General features: G+C 69.3%; 19 protein-coding genes. 14 read left to right on the top strand and 5 right to left on the bottom strand.

The features are described 5' to 3' along the window. Positions 1–3 precede the first annotated feature (3 nt). From ACFYO0_RS31110 to ACFYO0_RS31090, 5 genes are all read left to right on the top strand, one after another. Positions 4–1,029, top strand: a complete 1,026-nt coding sequence (locus ACFYO0_RS31110) for an NlpC/P60 family protein (protein WP_388682713.1) — start codon at positions 4–6, stop codon at positions 1,027–1,029. A 185-nt stretch (positions 1,030–1,214) separates the two neighbouring features. Then, positions 1,215–1,460 carry a hypothetical protein gene (locus ACFYO0_RS31105; protein WP_388682684.1) on the top strand — a complete coding sequence of 82 codons (246 nt, stop codon included), beginning with the start codon at positions 1,215–1,217 and terminating at the stop codon, positions 1,458–1,460. Between the two features lie 400 nt (positions 1,461–1,860). Further along, complete coding sequence (locus ACFYO0_RS31100; protein ID WP_388682682.1) at positions 1,861–2,754, top strand: DUF5134 domain-containing protein; 894 nt, start codon at positions 1,861–1,863, stop codon at positions 2,752–2,754. Between the two features lie 283 nt (positions 2,755–3,037). After that, positions 3,038–3,400: a cupredoxin domain-containing protein gene (locus tag ACFYO0_RS31095; protein ID WP_388682680.1), complete on the top strand. Its 363-nt coding sequence runs from the start codon at positions 3,038–3,040 to the stop codon at positions 3,398–3,400. A 331-nt stretch (positions 3,401–3,731) separates the two neighbouring features. Continuing rightward, the gene (locus tag ACFYO0_RS31090) at positions 3,732–4,268 is read left to right on the top strand and encodes a DUF4396 domain-containing protein (RefSeq protein WP_388682677.1); all 537 of its coding nucleotides are present in this window, start codon (positions 3,732–3,734) and stop codon (positions 4,266–4,268) included. 422 nt (positions 4,269–4,690) lie between these two features. Here the strand turns inward: ACFYO0_RS31090 and msrB are convergent, their stop codons facing one another. The 4 genes from msrB to ACFYO0_RS31070 form a co-directional block, all read right to left on the bottom strand. Then, positions 4,691–5,098, bottom strand: a complete 408-nt coding sequence (gene msrB, locus ACFYO0_RS31085; RefSeq protein ID WP_388682675.1) for a peptide-methionine (R)-S-oxide reductase MsrB — start codon at positions 5,096–5,098, stop codon at positions 4,691–4,693. 13 nt (positions 5,099–5,111) lie between these two features. Further along, positions 5,112–6,500 carry a UDP-N-acetylmuramate--L-alanine ligase gene (gene murC, locus ACFYO0_RS31080; protein WP_388682673.1) on the bottom strand — a complete coding sequence of 463 codons (1,389 nt, stop codon included), beginning with the start codon at positions 6,498–6,500 and terminating at the stop codon, positions 5,112–5,114. Positions 6,501–6,843: 343 nt separating this feature from the next. Continuing rightward, positions 6,844–7,317, bottom strand: a complete 474-nt coding sequence (locus ACFYO0_RS31075; protein WP_386356077.1) for an indole-3-glycerol phosphate synthase — start codon at positions 7,315–7,317, stop codon at positions 6,844–6,846. A 157-nt stretch (positions 7,318–7,474) separates the two neighbouring features. After that, positions 7,475–8,260, bottom strand: coding sequence for a pyrimidine reductase family protein (locus tag ACFYO0_RS31070; RefSeq protein ID WP_388682672.1), 786 nt, complete (start codon positions 8,258–8,260; stop codon positions 7,475–7,477). Between the two features lie 36 nt (positions 8,261–8,296). Here ACFYO0_RS31070 and zapE point away from each other — a divergent pair, with 36 nt between their 5' ends. From zapE to ACFYO0_RS31040, 6 genes are all read left to right on the top strand, one after another. After that, entirely contained in the window at positions 8,297–9,391 is a 1,095-nt protein-coding gene (zapE, locus tag ACFYO0_RS31065; RefSeq protein WP_388682670.1) for a cell division protein ZapE, read from the top strand. A gap of 134 nt (positions 9,392–9,525) precedes the next feature. Beyond that, positions 9,526–9,891 carry a hypothetical protein gene (locus tag ACFYO0_RS31060; protein ID WP_388682669.1) on the top strand — a complete coding sequence of 122 codons (366 nt, stop codon included), beginning with the start codon at positions 9,526–9,528 and terminating at the stop codon, positions 9,889–9,891. Between the two features lie 179 nt (positions 9,892–10,070). Continuing rightward, positions 10,071–10,661, top strand: a complete 591-nt coding sequence (locus ACFYO0_RS31055) for a carbonic anhydrase (RefSeq protein WP_388682667.1) — start codon at positions 10,071–10,073, stop codon at positions 10,659–10,661. 8 nt (positions 10,662–10,669) lie between these two features. Continuing rightward, positions 10,670–12,127 (top strand): SulP family inorganic anion transporter, encoded by a 1,458-nt coding sequence (locus ACFYO0_RS31050; RefSeq protein ID WP_388682665.1) that lies wholly within the window; start codon positions 10,670–10,672, stop codon positions 12,125–12,127. A gap of 142 nt (positions 12,128–12,269) precedes the next feature. Beyond that, positions 12,270–13,142, top strand: coding sequence for a slipin family protein (locus tag ACFYO0_RS31045; protein ID WP_388682663.1), 873 nt, complete (start codon positions 12,270–12,272; stop codon positions 13,140–13,142). Between the two features lie 94 nt (positions 13,143–13,236). Next, the gene (locus tag ACFYO0_RS31040) at positions 13,237–14,613 is read left to right on the top strand and encodes a PhoX family protein (protein ID WP_388682660.1); all 1,377 of its coding nucleotides are present in this window, start codon (positions 13,237–13,239) and stop codon (positions 14,611–14,613) included. Positions 14,614–14,685: 72 nt separating this feature from the next. On the opposite strand, the gene ACFYO0_RS31035 is transcribed toward ACFYO0_RS31040, so the two are convergent. Continuing rightward, positions 14,686–15,693, bottom strand: a complete 1,008-nt coding sequence (locus tag ACFYO0_RS31035; RefSeq protein WP_388682658.1) for an ArsR/SmtB family transcription factor — start codon at positions 15,691–15,693, stop codon at positions 14,686–14,688. A gap of 278 nt (positions 15,694–15,971) precedes the next feature. On the opposite strand from ACFYO0_RS31035, the gene ACFYO0_RS31030 reads away from it, so the two are divergent. From ACFYO0_RS31030 to ACFYO0_RS31020, 3 genes are all read left to right on the top strand, one after another. Beyond that, positions 15,972–16,346, top strand: coding sequence for a peptidoglycan-binding protein (locus ACFYO0_RS31030; RefSeq protein ID WP_388682655.1), 375 nt, complete (start codon positions 15,972–15,974; stop codon positions 16,344–16,346). 184 nt (positions 16,347–16,530) lie between these two features. Then, positions 16,531–16,908, top strand: coding sequence for a peptidoglycan-binding protein (locus ACFYO0_RS31025; RefSeq protein ID WP_388682654.1), 378 nt, complete (start codon positions 16,531–16,533; stop codon positions 16,906–16,908). Between the two features lie 92 nt (positions 16,909–17,000). Continuing rightward, complete coding sequence (locus tag ACFYO0_RS31020; protein WP_388682652.1) at positions 17,001–17,762, top strand: peptidoglycan recognition family protein; 762 nt, start codon at positions 17,001–17,003, stop codon at positions 17,760–17,762. Positions 17,763–18,116 lie beyond the last annotated feature (354 nt).

The raw sequence follows: 18,116 nt of genomic DNA, 5'->3' as shown, positions 1-18,116 counted from the left end.
ACGATGGGAACGCACCGTCGGCCGAAGCCGCCCAGCCGCGCCCGGATCGCCACGCTCGGCATGGCCGCCGGCGCCGTCAGCCTCCTGCCGACGCAGAGCCAGGCGGCCCCCAACCCCACCGTGGACGAGGTCCGCAATGAAGTGGAGCGGCTCTACGAGGAGGCCGAGGCCCCCACCGAGGAGTACAACGCGATCCGCGAGCAGCAGAAGAAGCTCCAGCGCGAGGCCGACCAGGCGCAGGACCGCCTGGCCCGCAAGCAGCAGGAGATCAACGAACTGCGCGAGGAGATAGGCCCGTTGGCGGCCGCGCAGTACCGCAGCGGCGGTATCGATCCGAGCGTGCAGCTCTTCCTGTCCGGCGACCCGGACGACTACCTCGACAAGGCCCAGATGCTCGACCGCACGAGCAACCGGCAGGCCGAGGCCCTGAGGGCGATGCAGAGCAAGCAGCGCGAACTCGCGCAGGAACGCCTGGCCGCCCAGAAGCGCCTGAAGGCCCTGGAAGACACGCGCACCAAGGCCGCCCGGACGAAGAACGAGGTCCAGGACAAGCTGGCGAAGGCCCGCAAGCTCCTGAACAGCCTGACCGCCGCACAGCGCGCCAGGATGGAAGCCGACCAGGAGCGGGACGACGCCGCCGCAGGCGCCAGCGACAGTGCGGCGACGTACAACGGCCCGGCGAGCGGCCGCGCCAAGGCCGCCCTCGACTTCGCGTACGCGCAGCTCGGCAAGCCCTACGAGTGGGGCTCCACCGGCCCCAACTCCTACGACTGCTCAGGCCTGACCGGCGCTTCCTGGCGCGCGGCGGGCGTCTCACTGCCGCGTACCGTCAAGCAGCAGTACGACGCGGGCCGGAAAGTGGCCAAGTCCGATCTGCAGCCCGGCGACATCATCTACTGGTACAACGACAACCAGCACAACGGCATGTACGTCGGCAACGGCAAGGCCATCCACGCGCCGCGCACCGGCAAGAACATCGAGATCGTCCCGCTGGACTCCATGCCGTTCTTCGCCGCCAGCAGGCCCTGAGCACCAACACCCCCACCGCCCGAGGAACGTTTGTGACGGCACGCCCGGCCGTCCGCCCTCTGCCCTCTGCCCTCTGCCCTCTGCCCTTCGAGCCATCGTGAGCTCCGGGAGATATTTACTAAGGTACTTAGGGCGATCGGGTAACGTAGACGCCGCAACCCCAAAGCGGGGGACCGGAGGGGGACATGACCGGATACAGCGACGCCTACACCCTGAGCGGCATCAGCGACACCATGTACATCGCGTCAGACGTCAAAGAGAACGAGGGCGGGCTCCTGTCAGGGCTCTCCACCGTCAATCTCATCACGATGGCGCTGGTCGTCGCCCTTGTGGTGATTCTGACCGCAGAGCTGATATGGAGGGAGAGGCGCCAGCGCAGGCAGGAAGAGCGGGACGACGCCGGCTCCTCAACCCGGTCCCGGCGAGAGTGACATCTCACCGCAACCGCCCGTGCGCCGACCAGGACAACGCACTGATGCACTTAGCGGAACGCAGCACCCGCCTCCGTCGCGCATCCCATTCCGCACGGAACGACGCCTTGCCGTTGATGACCCGTACTGTTCCATGCCGCCGGTCAGCTTGATCCGGTGCGGACGCCTGCCTTGACCTCTCGCCCATGTCCCCCATGCCGTGGCCCTCGCGCCGGGCGCGTCGGCGATGAAGCCGCGGTACGCAATCCCACCCGCCACCTGAACACCTTCCAACTCCGAAACGTACTAAGGGCACTAGCAGTTAATGCCCCACGCAGCGCCTCGCGGTGCTCCGTACGACGAGGCGGCGTCGGCAGCGCAGGCCCCGCCAGCTCGGACGAACGGGAAGGTGAAGATGGGAATGCTCGCGCTCAGTTGGGCCATCGCGTTGGTCTCCGCACTGGTGGCCGCCGTCAGCGCGGTCCGGGTGGTGACCAGCAGCGGCGAGACGCGGTTCTCGGCGTGCGGCGACCTGCTGATGGGGCTGTGCATGGCGGCCATGGCCCTGCCCGCGACGGTTGGCTGGTACGCGGGCTACGGCATGTGGTGGTCAGTGGCCTTCGGCCTCCTCGGGCTCGGGGCTGTGGCGATGGCGCTCAAGCACACGCGCTTGTCCGGGTGGAAGCGTGGCCGTCACTGGGTGCACCTCATCGTCGGCAGCTTCGGCATGATGATCATGACGCTGGCCATGACGAGCACGTCGTCCGGTCCGGTGCTCGCGCTGGGCAGCGGGCACTCCATGGCGCACATGCCGGGCATGGAGAACACGGCGAGCGCGCAGGGCGCAGCGGGCACGCACGAGATGGAGGGCATGGAGTCCATGGAGGGCATGGGTTCCATGCAGGGGATGGGATCCGCGCGCGGAATGGACATGCCCGGCATGACGCATGCCGCGGCTGGCGCCGGTTCCTCCGACGGGTCCGGTTCCGTATGGCGGTTCGTGATCGCGGCTCTCGCTGCCTACTTCCTGCTGTCGATCGTCGCGTCCGTGTGGGCCAGGGTCCGGGGCACCCGGCGAGGCGGCCGGAGTGCCGGCTCCCGGGGAGGCTGGACCCGCTGGCTGCTCGCCATGCCGGACACCGTGCTGGTCTATCTGGCGTCGTTGACGCTCTCGGTGTGGGACAAGACCAGCATGGGCCAGCCATCGGGACACGGACGGCGCCGCAAGCTCGGAGCCGCGCCGGACGCGGCGCTGGCAGCGCATATCGGCATGGGCGGGACCATGTCCGCGATGCTGCTGATGATGGTCGCGTGAAAGCCGGCCGAGTCGTCCGCGACCCGTAAACGCCGCGACGGGACCCGCGCGGCACCGCTGCCGGCACCAGCATCCGTGGAACGGAGCGGATTCAGCACGGACCCGCGCGGTTCGGCAGGAGCCCGTATCGCTCAGTACGGACCCGCACCTGCGAAGCCGTTTCGTGTCCATCACCCGGGACGGAGACAATGGACATACGCGATCCCCGCGCTCGGGCGGCCTCGGACTCCGTACCCCCCAGCCACAGGCCGCGTACGGGCGCCCGTCCGAAGGGGCCGGTCCGATGTCGCATCCATGCCTCCGCAGGCGCACCGTCCCGCTGGCGCTCGGAGCAACAGCCGTCCTGCTGTTCGCGACCGCCTGTTCCGACGGGGACGAGGAACCCGCCTCGACCGCACCCAGCGTCACGATGGAGAACTTCGCGTTCAGCCCGGCGAATCCGGAAGTGCGGCCCGGCGAGAAGATCACCGTGGTGAACGAGGACTCCTCCGCCCACACCGTCACGGCCGCGAAAGGCGACGCCTTCGACACCGGGAACATCGCCGGCGGAGATTCCGGGTCGTTCACCGCCCCCTCCCAGGCCGGTCGATACGCCTTCGTCTGCACCCTCCACCCGAACATGACAGGCACTCTGATCGTCCGCTGAGCCGACAGGACCCCGGTTGGCGCCCATCCACCCATCCCCTCCACGGACGCCGGCCGAGGTCACAGCCGAGCCAACAAGCCTGGAGCAGTCACCGGACACGACGAGCCGCAGCCTCAGACACAGCCCAACGCCCTCGTGAGCAGGACGACTTCGACAGACCTCACCCCGCACACCGACCGGCAGGGGCGGTCGAGGCAGTCAGCGGCAGCTCTCCCCACCGGCCGCGGCAAAGGCGGGAAAACCCCCTGGCCTACATACCCCCCTGGGGTATATAGTTCTCGACCGTGAGCCCGAGGACGGGCCGCTGTCGAGGGGAATGGGGATGAAGAACATGGACCACAGCACTCACCGCACCGGCACCGCGCACGACACGGCCGCCCACGAGGGCCACCACGGTCATGCCGACCACGCGATGTCCCACGGCGCGCACGGGAGAGTGTCCTGGGCCATGGCGGCGAAGGCGACACTGCACTGCCTGACCGGGTGCGCCATCGGCGAGATCCTCGGCATGGTCATCGGCACCGCCCTGATGTGGGGCAACGTGCCGACCATGGTCCTGGCGATCACGCTGGCGTTCCTGTTCGGCTACTCGTTCACGCTGTTCGCCGTACGCCGGGCCGGCCTGGACTTCAAGACCGCGATCAAGGTGGCGCTCGCCGCCGACACCGTCTCCATCGCCGTGATGGAGATCGTCGACAACACCATCATCGCCCTCACCCCGGGCGCGATGGACGCCCATCTTTCCGACGGGCTGTTCTGGTTCGCTCTCCTGGGCGGATTCGCCGTCGCCTTCCTGATCACCACGCCCGTGAACAAGTGGATGATCGGCCGCGGCAAGGGCCACGCCGTCGTCCACGCCTACCACTGACAACCTGCCCCACCCACGCGCCGCCCGGGACACCCCACAGCACAGGGGTATCCCGGGCGGCGCGTTTGCACCACCGCACCACCCTCTCCGGGTGGAACTGGCCCGTCGGCTGCGACTGCAGAAGAGCACCGTCAGTCGGCTTGTTGGGCAGCTGACCGCCCGCGGCCGGTGGAACACGCCCCGACCCCGACGACGGCCGCACCGTCGTCCTGCGCCTCACCGCCTCAGGACAGGATCCGGTCAACCGGCCGGTGCACCAGAAACTTCACCGACAGCAGCAGCACGACTGGCGGGCATCCGGCGACCAGCACCGGTTCCACTCCAGAGCCGGCGCCGCCGCGATGCTCGCGGCCGGCGACACCGCCTTGTCCCACAGAAAGGCGGACCACCCAGCGTGGACTGGGGAGCCCACCGCACCAGCATCATTCCTCGTCCGGCACCAACCGCAGCGAAACCGAGTTGATGCAGTACCGCTGGTCCGTCGGCGTCGGGTAACCCTCGCCCTCGAAGACGTGGCCCAGGTGGGAGCCACAGCGCGCGCACCGCACCTCGGTCCGCACCATCCCGTGCGAATGATCGGACACAAGTTCCACGGCATCCGAGTCGCGTGCGTCAAAGAAGCTCGGCCAGCCGCAGTGGGACTCGAACTTCGTGTCGGAGGTGAAGAGTTCGGCGCCGCAGGCGCGGCAGGAGTAGACGCCCTTCGTCTTGGTGTCGGTGTACTCGCCGGTGAACGCGGGCTCCGTGCCGGCCTGGCGCAGGACCGCGTACTCGGCCGGGGCCAACTCGGCCCGCCACTGCTCGTCCGGCTTTTCGATGTCGTACGACATGAAGCTCAGTCCCTCACTTCGACTGGAGGCGGTCCAGGATCCGCGGGCCCAGGTCGGTCACATCACCCGCGCCCATGGTGAGAACGAGATCGCCCGGCACGGCCATTCCCGCGACCACGGTGGGGGCGTCCGCCTTGTCATGCACCGCCGTCACCTCCGCGCCCGCCGCCCGTGCCGCGTCGACGATCAGCTCGCTCGTCACGCCGGGGATAGGGTCCTCGCGCGCCGGATAGATGTCGAGGACGATCGACGCGTCGGCCAGGGACAGTGCCTGGCCCATCTCCCGGCCCAGTTCCTGGGTGCGGGAAAAGAGGTGCGGCTGGAAGACGACGAGGATGCGGCCGGCGGCGCCCGCCCGCATGGCCTCCAGGTCGGCGGTCATCTCCGTCGGGTGGTGCGCGTACGAGTCGATGACCTGCACACCCGCCGCCTCGCCCTTGAGCTGGAGGCGGCGCTTGACTCCGGTGTACGCCCCCAGCGCCCCTGCCAGTTCGGCCGCGGGGACGCCGAGCGCGACGCCCGCCGCAAGCGCGGCCACCGCGTTGCCCGCGTAGTGCCGGCCGGGGACCGAGACCGTGAAGGTCAGCTCCTCGCCGTCCAGCAGGACCGTGACCTCGCTCTTCAGGCCGTCCGGCACGATCGAGACGATGCGTACGTCCGCGTCCTCGGCCTCGCCGTACGTCACGACCCTGGGCCCACCGGAAACTCGCGATGTCAGCTCCCGCGCGCCCTCGTGGTCCGCCGAGATCACCAGTGTGCCACCGGGCACGATGCGGCCAGCGAATGTCTCGAAGGACTCGTAGATCTCGTCCATCGAGGCGTAGTTGGCGTGGTGGTCCAGCTCCACGTTCAGCACGATGGCCACCTCGGGCGCGTACTTGTGGAAGCTGCGGTCGCTTTCGTCGGCCTCGGCGACGAAGATCTCGCCGTCGCCGTGCAGCGCGTTCGAGCCGGGGGCGTCGAGGTCCCCGCCGATCGCGTACGAGGGAGCCAGGCCGAGCTCCGACAGCGACACCGCCAGCATGGACGTGGTCGTCGTCTTGCCGTGCGTGCCCGCCACCGCGAGGGGCCGCAGTCCCTCCATCAGCGAGGCGAGTGCGTCCGACCGGTGGACCACCGGGATCCCGAGCTCGGCGGCCCTGGCCAGCTCCGGATTGTCCGCACGGATCGCGGACGAGACCACCACGCACGTGGCGTCATCGGCAAGGTGCTCGGCAGCGTGCCCGATGTGCACGGTCGCGCCCAGCGCCCGCAGCGCCTCAGCCGTCGCGGACTCCTTGGCATCACTCCCCGCCACCTTGGCCCCACGCTGAGCAAGAATCTTCGCGATCCCCGACATCCCGGCCCCACCGATCCCGATGAAGTGCGGTCGGTCCATGGCGGTAGGAAGGCCGGCTGCCATGCGTGTTTCTCCCAAGGGGTGCGGTACGACGACGATCGCGCCCACTCAGGTGGCGCGACCCCAGCCTATTCCGTGCCGCACTCGCCTACCGGCGGGAGGGGGCGTAGGCCGGTGCGTCGTATGCCCGTCGCTTAGGTTCGGTCCCGGAGAACCAGGACCTTGTACCAGGCCAGGGCCGTATGCCCACCCTGCGACGGGCTGACGCACCGGCCCACGGCCCCGCACCCACCACCCACCCCAGGGGCGCGGGGAACGGCGCGACCAGCCACGACGCACCCGCAGTCGGCATACGAACCCAGCCCCTACGGCGCTCCCTGCTCCAGCCCAGCGCAGCGGATGCGCGCTACACCTTGCTGTGCGAGAAAAGCTTCAAAACCGGCACCCCCACCTTGTGCCGAGCCCGCGAGGCCCAGTCGCGGTGGAAGAACTCCTCCACGTAGTGGGGATCGGTGAGCACGATCACCTCATCGGCGTCGGCCTCCTCGACAAGGGACTTGAGCGAATCCAGCGGATGGTGCTCGATCAACCGCCCCACCGCCTGCGCCCCCGCCGCCCGCAGGGCAACCAGCGAGACGTCGAGGGCCCGCTGCCCCTCACTGACCGCCTGCTCACCGGCGGGTGCCTCCAGCTCGCGCGCCGCCTCGTCCAGCGAGCCGAGCGCCACGTCGTCGATGGCCCGCAGCAGCCGGGCCGCCTGCTCGCCGCGGGGCTGGAGCAGCACATGGAAGGCCACCTCCTCGTCCCCGTGCAAACCGGTGACGAACTCCACGTCGGCGGACGTGAGGGCCTTCTCGATCATCAAAACGCTTGTGAACACGACAGGCGCCCCTTCTCCTCCGAGGGCCGTCGTTGGCCCTGCCTCCTCCGTGGACCCGTTCCAGGCCCGCGAAAAACATCCTGCCCCGTACCCGTACGGATACCGCGAGAACCAGTGTGCCCCCGCGAGCAGAACCGGAACGGTCAATTCCGCTGCGTCACGTCCGACGGTATCGACTGAACAGGAACCCGGCCTCCTCCAGCAGGGACGTCAGCTCGAACCGCCTGGGGACCGCCACCCGAGGCCCTCCGGCGATGCGCTGCGCGTCCCCCGCCGTGAGCATCGGCGAGACCGCGAGGCACAGCTCGTCGAGTACCCCCGCCGCGACCAGTTGACCGAGCAGCCGCGGGCCGCCCTCGGTCAGCAGCCGGTGCAGACCGCGTTCGCCCAGGGCGCGTACGGCCCGGGCGGGGTCCACACCCATGCCGTCCCCGGCGATCACCACCTGGACGCCGGCCTTCTCGGCGGTCGCGATCCGGTCGGGAGCCGCCGCGGCTCCCGTGAGCAGCAGCGTGGGCACCAGGGGCGAGGTGAACAGCGGCAGCGTGAAGTCCAGTTCGAGGCTTGCGCTCACCACCGCGATCGCGGGCGCCGGGCCCTGGCCTGCCGCCTCGCGGAGCGCGGCGAAGTCCTCACGCGCGCGTGCGGGCCGGTACCCCTCCTTCCGTACCGTCTCCGCACCGACCAGCACCACATCCGCGAGCCCCCGCAATGTGCCGAAGATCCGCATGTCGGTGGCGCTGGAGATGGGCTGTGAGCGGCCGTCGTGCTGGGCGGCGCCGTCGAGCGTGGAGACCATGTTGGCCCGCAGCCAGGGCTCACGGCCACCAGGACCGTGCTCGGGATACACATAGGCCGCGGCCAGCTCGGCCGGGCTCCACTCGCGGTCCGCGTCGCCCCCGGGGGGCGCTGTCTCGTCGGTCACAGGGAACAGGCGTCGCATATCGGCAGTGTGGCACGCCCCGTAGAGTGAGTAAGCGTGTCCACTTCCACCGCAGCCTCCGGGACCGGCCCGAGTGCCGATGCGACCCCGCTGTCCCTGTGCGCCCGCGAGCCGCACGTCCCCGCGGACCGGCTGGTCGCCGAGATGGTGCCGCCGCCGCGTTTCGACTCGGTCCGCTTCAGTACGTACATCCCGGATCCGAACCAGCCCAGCCAGAGCGAGGCCGTCAGGGTGCTCGACGGCTTCGCGACCGGGCTCGGCGGGGCGCACGCCAGTGGTGCGGGCAGGCGCCGCTGGTTCTCCCGCAAGCCGGAGGCCCGGCCTGAGGGCCCTCGCGGTGTCTACCTCGATGGCGGCTACGGCGTCGGCAAGACGCACCTGCTCGCCTCGCTGTGGCACGCGACCCCGGCGGAGCCCACGCTCAAGGCCTTCGGCACGTTCGTGGAGCTGACGAACCTGGTCGGCGCGCTCGGTTTCCAGCAGACCGTGAAGACCCTGTCCGGTCACCGTCTGCTGTGCATCGACGAGTTCGAGCTGGACGACCCCGGCGACACCGTCCTCGTGTCCACGCTGCTGGGCAAGCTGGTCGAGGCGGGCGTGGCGCTCGCGGCCACCTCCAACACGCTGCCCGGCAAGCTGGGCGAGGGCCGGTTCGCGTCGGCCGACTTCCTGCGGGAGATCCAGGGGCTCTCCGCGCACTTCCGCGCGCTGCGCATCGACGGCGAGGACTACCGCCACCGCGGGCTGCCCGAGGCCCCGGCGCCGTTCTCCGACGAACAGGTCACCAAAGCGGCGTACGCCACCGAGGGCGCCGCGCTCGACGACTTCCCGCACCTGCTGGCGCACCTCGCCCGAGTGCACCCCAGCCGGTACGGCGCGCTGACCGACGGCCTGAAGGCGGTGTGCCTCACGGATGTGGGGCCGGTCCCGGATCAGTCGACCGCGCTGCGGCTCGTCGTCCTCGCCGACCGGCTGTACGACCGCGAAGTGCCGGTCCTCGCCTCCGGGTTGCCCTTCGACCAGTTGTTCAGCGAGGAGATGCTGAAGGGCGGTTACAGGAAGAAGTACTTCCGTGCCATTTCCCGGCTCACCGCGCTGGCCCGCGACGCGAAGCCATTGGTGGAGAGCTGACCCCGGGAACTCTCACCGGCCCCTTCAGGTTCTCTTCAGGGTGAAACGCTAAGTTAACCCTGCAAACAACTTCACGCGTTAGCTTGGTTGTTGACGTGAGAAGCCTTGACCGGAGAGCGACTGAGAGGGGGCGCATGTTACGAGGCACGACGGCCCGGACGCTGTACTGCGTACTCGCCGCCGTCCTACTGACCCTGCAGCTCTTTGCTCCCACCGCCTCCGTCGCGTCCGCACACCCGAGGACCGAAATCGCGGCCGACGCCAAAGCGTTCGACTGCGGCGAGGGCAAGCATCTCAACGCCGAGACGCCACCCCTGAGGGTCCGCGACCGGCAGCGCTCCGCGGACTCCGCCCAGGAGAATCCGGCGCGCGCCCTGTGCGCCCGGAATCCCGCGGCCGAGCACGGGGACACGGCACACGCCGTGGCCGCCGAGTCGCTCCGTACGAGCAGATCGTCAAGAGCCCACTCCACGGCGGTACTTCAGGTCTTCCGTTGCTGATCTGACCGCCGGGAACGAACCGTTCACGACCCACCCTCACCACGCCACGTCTGCCGAGCGCGCGACGTGGGGGTCGTGCCGACGTGCCCGCATGCGCTCTGTCTCGTCAACCGACGTGCCGTCACGCACGCCAGGTACACACCGACGCGCCCTCATGGCGCGCCAGGAGGAACTGACACATGCAGCCCCTCATCGATCACGCACGCTCCTACCGCAAGCAGTCGGCTGAGCGCCCGGAGGAGTTCGCCCGCCTTGCCGAAGGCCAGTCCCCGCAGGTGCTGTTCATCACCTGCTCCGACTCGCGGGTCGTCCCGGCCCTGATCACCGGAGCCCGGCCCGGTGAACTCTTCGAGCTGCGCACCGCGGGCAACATCGTGCCCCCGTACGCCTCCGAGCAGCCCACCAGTGAGGCGGCCACCATCGAGTACGCGGTGGAGGTCCTCGGAGTCGACGACATCGTCGTCTGCGGCCACTCCCACTGCGGTGCCGTCGGCGCCCTGGTCCGCGACGAGGACCTGACCGCCGTACCCGCCGTCCGCGACTGGCTCGCGCACGCAACACCCAAGCCGACAGGCACGGTTGAGGACCCGACCGTCGCCGACGCCGTTCAGGGCCACGTACTGACCCAGCTGCTGCGGCTCCGCTCGTATCCCTGTGTGGAGCGACGCCTGACAGCGGGTGACCTACGCATGCACGGCTGGTTCTACGAGATCCACACCGGCTCCGTACTGGCCCACGACGCCCAGTCCGACGTCTTCACGGAGCTCTGAGGGCCACCATGCGCGACAAGTACCCCTATCTGCGGCAGGATTTCGCCGCCTCCCTCGTCGTCTTCCTCGTCGCCCTGCCGCTGTGCGTGGGCGTCGCCGTCGCCTCCGGCGTACCGGCCGAACTCGGCCTGGTCACCGGCATCGTGGGCGGGCTCGTCACCGGATTCCTGCCCGGCAGCAGCCTGCAGGTCTCGGGTCCGGCCGCCGGTCTGACCGTGCTGGTCTTCGAGGCCGTACGCGAGTTCGGGCTGCCCGTGCTCGGTGTCATCGTGCTGGCCACCGGAGTGATCCAGCTCCTCATGGGCGCTCTGAAGTTGGGGCGTTACTTCCGGGCCATCTCGGTGGCCGTCGTCGAAGGCATGCTGGCCGGCATCGGGCTCGTCCTGATCGCCGGGCAGCTCTACTCGGCGGCGGGCGTGGAGGCCCCGGCCTCCGGTCTGGCCAAGCTGGCCGGGCTGCCGGGGCTGCTCGCCGACTCCGCCGGATCCACCGAGGCGCTGGCCTCGCTCGGTCTCGGGGCCGGCACAATCGCCGTACTCGTCCTGTGGAAGCACCTGCCGAAGCAGGTGCGCACGGTGCCCGGGGCGCTCGGCGCGGTCGCGCTCGCCACGATCGTGGCGCTGGTGTTCTCGCTGCCCGTCGCGACCGTCGAGGTCCAGGGCCTGCTCGACTCGATCCAGCCGCCGGGGCTCGACGCCTTCGGTGAGCTGGCGAGCGTGGGCCTGCTCGGCACAATCGTGGCCTTCGTGCTGATCGCCTCGGCGGAGTCGCTCTTCAGCGCCGCCGCCGTGGACCGGCTGCACGACGGACCGCGCACCGAGTACGACAAGGAACTGATGGCGCAGGGCGCGGGCAACACCGTCTGCGGTGTGCTCGGCGCGCTGCCGATGACCGCGGTGATCGTGCGCAGCTCGGCGAACGTCCAGGCGGGCGCGCGGACGAAGGCGTCCCGTGTGCTGCACGGCGTATGGCTGCTGCTGTTCGCGGCGCTGCTGCCCGCGGTGCTCGCCTACATTCCGCTGCCGGCGCTCGCGGGCATCCTGGTGCACGCGGGCTGGAAGCTCATCCCGCTGCGGGGGATCGCGTCGATGTGGCGTGATCACCGGGGCGAGGCGCTGATCCTGTGCGTCACGGCCGTGTCGATCGTCGCGGTGAACATGTTCGAGGGCGTCCTGATCGGGCTCGGCCTGGCCGTCGCCAAGACGGCCTGGGAGGCCTCGCACATCAAGCTGGAGATCATCGACAAGGGAGCGGGTCCGGTCCAGGCGTACCTGTCCGGCAACGCCACCTTCCTGCGGCTGCCGAAGATCCTCGACAGCCTGGAGGCGCTGCCCCAGGACCGGCCGGTGGAGCTGGACCTGTCCGGACTGCACCACCTGGACCACGCCTGCCGTACGGCCCTGGAGAACTGGGCCGAGCGGCACAGCGCGACCGGAACCGAGCCGGTGAAGGTCAACACGCCCTAGCCGACCGTCCGCGCCGGCGATCAAGATCCTGGTCCGAGGCTCGACCGGAGCCTCGGGCCAGGCATATTGTGAAAAGAGCGACATAGGCCCACGTAAGCGACGACTCGAACGACGGGGCCTCGACCGGCAGGGGGTCGTCATCATGCTTGAGGAGTTGCTGGCCGCGGGCGTGGCGGCCGGGAGCGCGGGGCTGGTGTACCTCGCGGCGGCGGCACGGATCGTCAGGCAGTACGAGCGGGGTGTGGTCCTGCGGCTCGGGCGGCTGCTCGGTGAGCCGCGTCGGCCCGGATTCACCATGATCATCCCCGCCGTCGACAAGCTGCACAAGGTGAACATGCAGATCGTGACGATGCCCGTGCCCGCCCAGGAAGGCATCACACGGGACAACGTGACGGTGCGGGTCGACGCGGTGGTCTACTTCAAGGTCATCGACGCGGCCAACGCGATCATCCGGGTCGAGGACTACCGCTTCGCGGTCTCGCAGATGGCGCAGACCTCGCTGCGTTCGATCATCGGCAAGAGCGACCTCGACGACCTGCTGTCGAACCGCGAGAAGCTCAACCAGGGCCTGGAGCTGATGATCGACAGCCCGGCGGTGGGCTGGGGCGTGCAGGTCGACCGGGTCGAGATCAAGGACGTGTCCCTGCCGGAAACAATGAAGCGGTCGATGGCCCGGCAGGCCGAGGCCGACCGGGAACGCCGGGCCCGGATCATCAACGCCGACGCGGAACTCCAGGCCTCGAAGAAGCTGTCGCAGGCCGCCGGGGTGATGGCCGAACAGCCCGCCGCGCTCCAACTCCGGCTGCTGCAAACGGTCGTGGCGGTCGCCGCCGAGAAGAACTCGACGCTGGTGCTGCCGTTCCCGGTGGAGCTCCTGCGGTTCCTGGAGCGGGCGCAGCAGCCCCAGGCCTCTCCAGCCCTCGACGAACGGGGAGAGCCCACGACTCCGCCAACTGCCCCGCCACCCATCCCGTCTGACAACCAGTCATCCCCCGTGTCGCCCGACGATCAGTGAGACGCCACGCTACGCGCGTGGTTCACGCGGCCCCCACCGCGTGGTACACACGTGCGGATCACACAGTCCTGTCCGCCAACAGGAAGGCCGCCCCATGTCCGCCACACGACGGCAAGTACTCGCCCGCTCCGGTGCCCTGGGAGCGGGCATCGCGTTCTCCGGTGCCCTGTCCGAACTCTTCGCCGGTTCGGCCACCGCGCTCGGCCGCTCCGGATACGGCCCCCTCGTCCCCGATCCCAAGGGCCTGCTCGACCTGCCGGAAGGTTTCCGCTACCGCGTGCTGTCCCGCGAGGGCGACGAACTCCGCTCCGGCGAGGGCAAGGTGCCGAGCAACCACGACGGCATGGCCGCCTTCGCCGGAGGTTCCGCGGGTCGGCACTCAGGCCGCGTCCACCTGGTCCGCAACCACGAGAACCGCAACACCGCGACTCTCGCCGTCCCGACGGTCAAGGGGCTGACGTACGACCCGATGGGCAAGGGCGGCTGTACGACGCTGACGCTCGACGAGCACGGGAAGGTGCTCGGGGAACGGGTCGCCATCGCCGGTACCGCCGTCAACTGCGCGGGCGGACCGACCCCTTGGGGCACCTGGCTGACCTGCGAGGAGAACGAGGACAAGGCCGGCACGAACGGCTACACCAAGGACCACGGCTTCATCTTCGAGGTCGACCCGGCGGATCCGTACCGCACGGGTGCTGTGCCGCTCACCGCGATGGGCCGCTTCCAGCACGAGGCGATCGCCGTCGACCCGAAGCGCGGCATCGTCTACGAGACCGAGGACGCCTTCGAGAAGCCCTTCGGCCTCTTCTACCGTTTCCTGCCCAACAAGCCGGAGGGCGGCAGGAGTTCACTCCGCGCGGGCGGCCGGCTCCAGGCGATGCGCGTGCCGGGCGTGCCCGACCTGTCCACGATCCAGCAGACGGGCGCCACCTTCGACGGCGTCGAGTGGGCGGACGTACCGGACCCGCTGGCCGCCCAAACCCCCATCCGCCTGCAGGACTTCGGCCCCAAGGGCATCACCCACGCCCAGAAACTGGAGGGCTGCTACTGGGGCGGCCGGAGCGTGTACTTCGTCTCGTCCTTCGCCCGCAGCGCCGAGGGCTCCGCCGCCGATCACTACGGCCAGGTCTGGCGCTACGACCCCGCGGCCTGCCGCCTCACCCTGGTGATCGTCTTCGGCCCCGACACCGACGTACAACTGCCCGGCGAGTCCCCCGACAACATCGCCCTCGCCCCCAGCGGCGGCCTGATGGTCTGCGAGGACGGCGAGGGCGCCCAGCACGTGTACGGCGTGACGCGGCGAGGCGAGGTGTACGCGATGGCCCGCAACCGCCAGGCCATCGGTACGCCCGAGGAGCCCGAGTGGGGCGAGTTCGCGGGCGTCACCTTCTCCCCGGACGGCAGGACGATGTACGTGAACTGCTATCGACCGGGGACGACGTTCGCGGTGACGGGGCCCTGGCGAAGGTAGCCCCACCACGCGGTGCCGGGCCCGGGCCGTCGGCGGCTTCAACGACGAGCTGCCGGGCCCGTGGACGAGGCGTCAGGCCGGGCGCGTTCGATGGCTTTGTCCGCTGGACCGCAGCAGTGCAGCGCCCGTGGGAGTCAGGGTGTGCAGGACGGACGGCCCGTGGCGGCGGCTGATGAGGAGGCCCGCATCGCGCAGTACGGCAGTGTGGCGGGTGGCGGACGCTGCGGAGACGCCCGCGGCGCGGGCCAGTTCGCCGGTCGTGGCACCCACCGCGGTCGCTTGGAGAATGACGGCGCGCGTCGCGCCGAGGAGTGCGGAGAGCGGGGCCCGTGTCTGCTGGGCGTCGGCTTCGTCAGTGCGGGGGGCTGCGTGACGCAGTGGGTATGCGAGGACGGGCGGGAGGCCGGCGTCGGCCAATGACACCGGGTCGCCCCAGCAGAAGTACGAGGGCACGAGCGTAAGGCCGCGCCCCTGCAGGTACAGATCGCGGTCCTCGGCGTAGTCGACCTCCAGTGTGGGACGCCGCCAGCGCATATACGGCCCCAGCCCGGCCAGGAGCCCGTCGGTGCCGCCGTCCAGCAGGGCCCGGGCCCGGGCGGAGCGGTCAGCGTCGATATGCGCCTGTATGTGATCACTGTGGGGAAGGATGGCGACGTCGTAGTAGGTCCGGATCATTTGGACGAATTCGTTGCGTTTCCCGTTGTCGGCTAATTCCAGGACCCAGGCAGGAGCTCCGCTCACCCGGTCCAGGATGCTCAGTTCACGCAGCACCCGTCGGCGGGGGGTGCCGAGGATCGCTTCCAGGCCGGCGTCCAGGCCTTCGGATGCTTCGCCCGGTGTGAGGAAATCCGGGAAATAGGTGCCTCTCGGATAAAGGGGCAGCAATACGTTGCGGACGACGGGTGCAAGGCCCTTGTCGTGCAGATCCGCCCGAGCGGTCCGATGCCAGTCGGCGTACGACCACAGACCTTGGCGTCTTTGGAAGCGGAGCAGGCTGAAGAAGACTTCCCAGAGCGGATCCGGTCTGGACGCGACGTGGAGGCGCGCGAGATCGGCATCCGTGAAGTGGATGCGGAGCATTCAATTCCCCTCATTTACCAGGGCTTTTGCACTCAGGCGCAAAAGTATGTCGATGCCGCGGGAGAGCTGACAAGGTGCTCTCGAAACCCGTTCACGGGCTGACTCACAGCACCGCCGACAGGGTTCAACAAGGGAGGGGACTTGTGAGGAGTTCATCCGTTTTCGGCATTTGGGCACGGCGGACCGCGGTTACCGTCGCGGCGGTCGTCTTGGCAGGGGTGAGTTTGCCGTCGCCGGCACACGCGAGCGTATCTCAGGGTGGCGTGTACGGCTCCGGAGTGGTGACGGACGACTGGGGGGACGAAGGGCCGCTCTCCACCACGAGGAACTCGCACAACAGCGTGGTCGGCCTCTGGCAATGGGTCTTGTGGGCTGACGGATACCTGCCGGAATCCGGCGTCGACTGCCATTTCGGAAGCCAGACGCGAGCAGCAACGATGAAATGGCAGGACGACCGCGGCCTCGATGATGACGGGATCGTAGGCCCGGCGACGTTCGGCAGAGCGGACAACAACCTCTACTGGGACGAGATCGAGATCCGCTACAACGGAAAAGTCCGGGACCTGGGCAGCATATACAGGACCACCTCCGGCATGTGGTACGGCAGCGGCGTCGGACGCTTCGCGTACACCAATGCCGACATTTGCGGCTGAGCTTGAACAGATGGGCCCCGCCCGCCACCCGCACGTGGCGTCCGGGCCCATCGCCCGCATGCGTGCGGCCAACTGGCAACTCTGTGCGAGAGCGCTTCGCCCGGTCGAGAATCCTGGCCCCGTGGTCGCGCTCGCGAGCACCCTTCTTTTCCCTATGACCGCCACCCACGTTGGGGGAGACACCATGCGCACGCGCACCCACCGCTTGGCCCTCGTCTGCGGCACCGCCGTACTGGCCGCCGGAGGGCTCCTCACCGGCGCCCCAACGGCGAGCGCCGCGGCGGCCGAGGCCAACTGCAACTACATCGACGACTCCGCCCGGCCCACGGTCAGACCTGGTGACACGGGGGATGCGGTTCGCCAGGTGCAGTGCCTCATCAACTACTACAGCGGCTACTCCAACTGGCTGGAAGAAGACGGGGGTTACGGCTCGTACACCCTGGAGGCCATCCACTGGGTGCAGACCTGCAACGCCACCACGGGCGGTGCGGACGGCATCGTCGGCCCCAGCACATGGTCCCGGCTCTACACCCCCAAGCCCGACTGCGACCTCGACCTCTAGCCGCATACCGCGTATCCACACGCTGCCCACTTCCCGTTGTGGGAGCGGGCAGCGTCGCCCGGCCCGGAAAACCCAACAGGAAGAACCCCACGATGAGACTCTCGGACTTCCCTGGCTCCCGGAGCACAGGACAGGCGGCTTCCCCGTTGCCTCGGCGCACGTTCCTGACGGCCCTCGGAGCCGCTGCGGCGTTGAGTGCGGTGCCCCGCCCGCCCTCGGCAGCGGCTGCCACGTCCGCCGCGTACACCCTGCTGACCCGTGCGGACTGGGGCGCGGACGAAACACTGCGCTTCGCCGCCGACGGCACTGAACTCTGGCCGCCGCAGTACTACCCCGTCCAGACACTCACCGTTCACCACACCGACGACCGCAGCACCAACCCGGACCCGGCCGCGGTGATTCGCGCGATCTACCGTACCGACGTGCTCGTCGATGGCTATGGCGACATCGGCTACAACTACCTGATCGACAAGAACGGCCGCGTGTACGAGGGGCGCTGGTCCGGCACCGATGGCACGGCCGCGCATGATGCTGCGGGGCGGCTCGTCACCGGGGCGCATATCCAGGGGTACAACTCCGGCAACATCGGCATAGCCCTTCTGGGCACGCTGACCGCGACGCCCCCGTCGCCCGCCGCACGCAGCACGCTGGTCCAGCTCCTGGCCGAGCTCGCCGAGCGGCACGCGATCGCCCCGTTGGGCAAGGTGGTCTACCGCAACCCCGTCAGCGGAGTCAGCCGGCCCGCGCCGGCCATCGGCGGGCACCGCCATTGGGCGGATACCGACTGCCCCGGCACGGTGTACACCGCCATGCCGTCGATCCGCGAGGAGGTCGCCGACCTGACCGCCGGGTGACGCTCACCGGGCTTCTTCCAGACATACTTTTGCGCCTGGGCGTAAATGCCGTGGTCAGCGGCTGGAATTGAATGCTCGGCATCCAATTCACTGGTGCCGGGTCATGGCTTGCGTGATGCGTCTAGTGCTGAGACGCTCTCGCCGATGGGGAGGCGACGGCGAAGGGGGCGCTTCGGGGGCCGGATGAGGCGTGGCGGCGCCGGGGACGGCGCCTCTCGGACGGCCCGTCGAAAGCGGGAGGGCAGCCACGAGCGACCCTCACGAAACCGGAATTCTACCGAGGCCTGGAATGCCGAAATGTCCGCCCGGCCGCCCGGAGTTCTGCGATTCATCACCACTGCTGCTCAAAGCGAT

Origin of the sequence: Streptomyces sp. NPDC006365, from assembly GCF_042870755.1 — a bacterium.
Classification (GTDB): Bacteria; Actinomycetota; Actinomycetes; order Streptomycetales; family Streptomycetaceae; genus Streptomyces; species Streptomyces xiangluensis.
This window is presented reverse-complemented; position numbering and strand designations above follow the sequence as displayed.